At 44.7% G+C, this 304-nt stretch carries 1 protein-coding gene; it reads right to left on the bottom strand.

Annotated features, from left to right (window positions below):
• Window positions 1–255: class I tRNA ligase family protein (locus ACNKXV_RS14080; protein WP_417908344.1), on the bottom strand; the 255-nt coding region annotated here is incomplete at its 3' end.
• Window positions 256–304 lie beyond the last annotated feature (49 nt).

Below are 304 nucleotides of genomic sequence, written 5' to 3'. Positions count from 1 at the left end.
AGGCAATCCAAAGGAATCATAGCCCATCGGATGCAGGACATTGAAGCCCTTCAGCATTTTGAATCTTGAGACGATGTCAGAAGCAATATAGCCCAGCGGGTGACCAACGTGAAGCCCAGCACCGGATGGGTAAGGAAACATGTCGAGGGAATAAAACTTGGGACGATGGGTGTCCACTTCGGCTTTAAAGGTGCCTTTTTCTTTCCAGTAGCCTTGCCATTTTTGCTCGATTTCCCTGAAGTTGTACTCCGCCATGATTGAAATTTTCTTGATTTTTTGACTAAATGCCTGCAAAAATAGAAAA

The sequence above is a fragment of the Christiangramia aquimixticola genome (assembly GCF_048285835.1).
Lineage (GTDB): Bacteria > Bacteroidota > Bacteroidia > Flavobacteriales > Flavobacteriaceae > Christiangramia > Christiangramia aquimixticola.
Note: the sequence above shows the minus strand (reverse complement) of the source record. Positions and strands in the feature narration are given on the sequence as shown.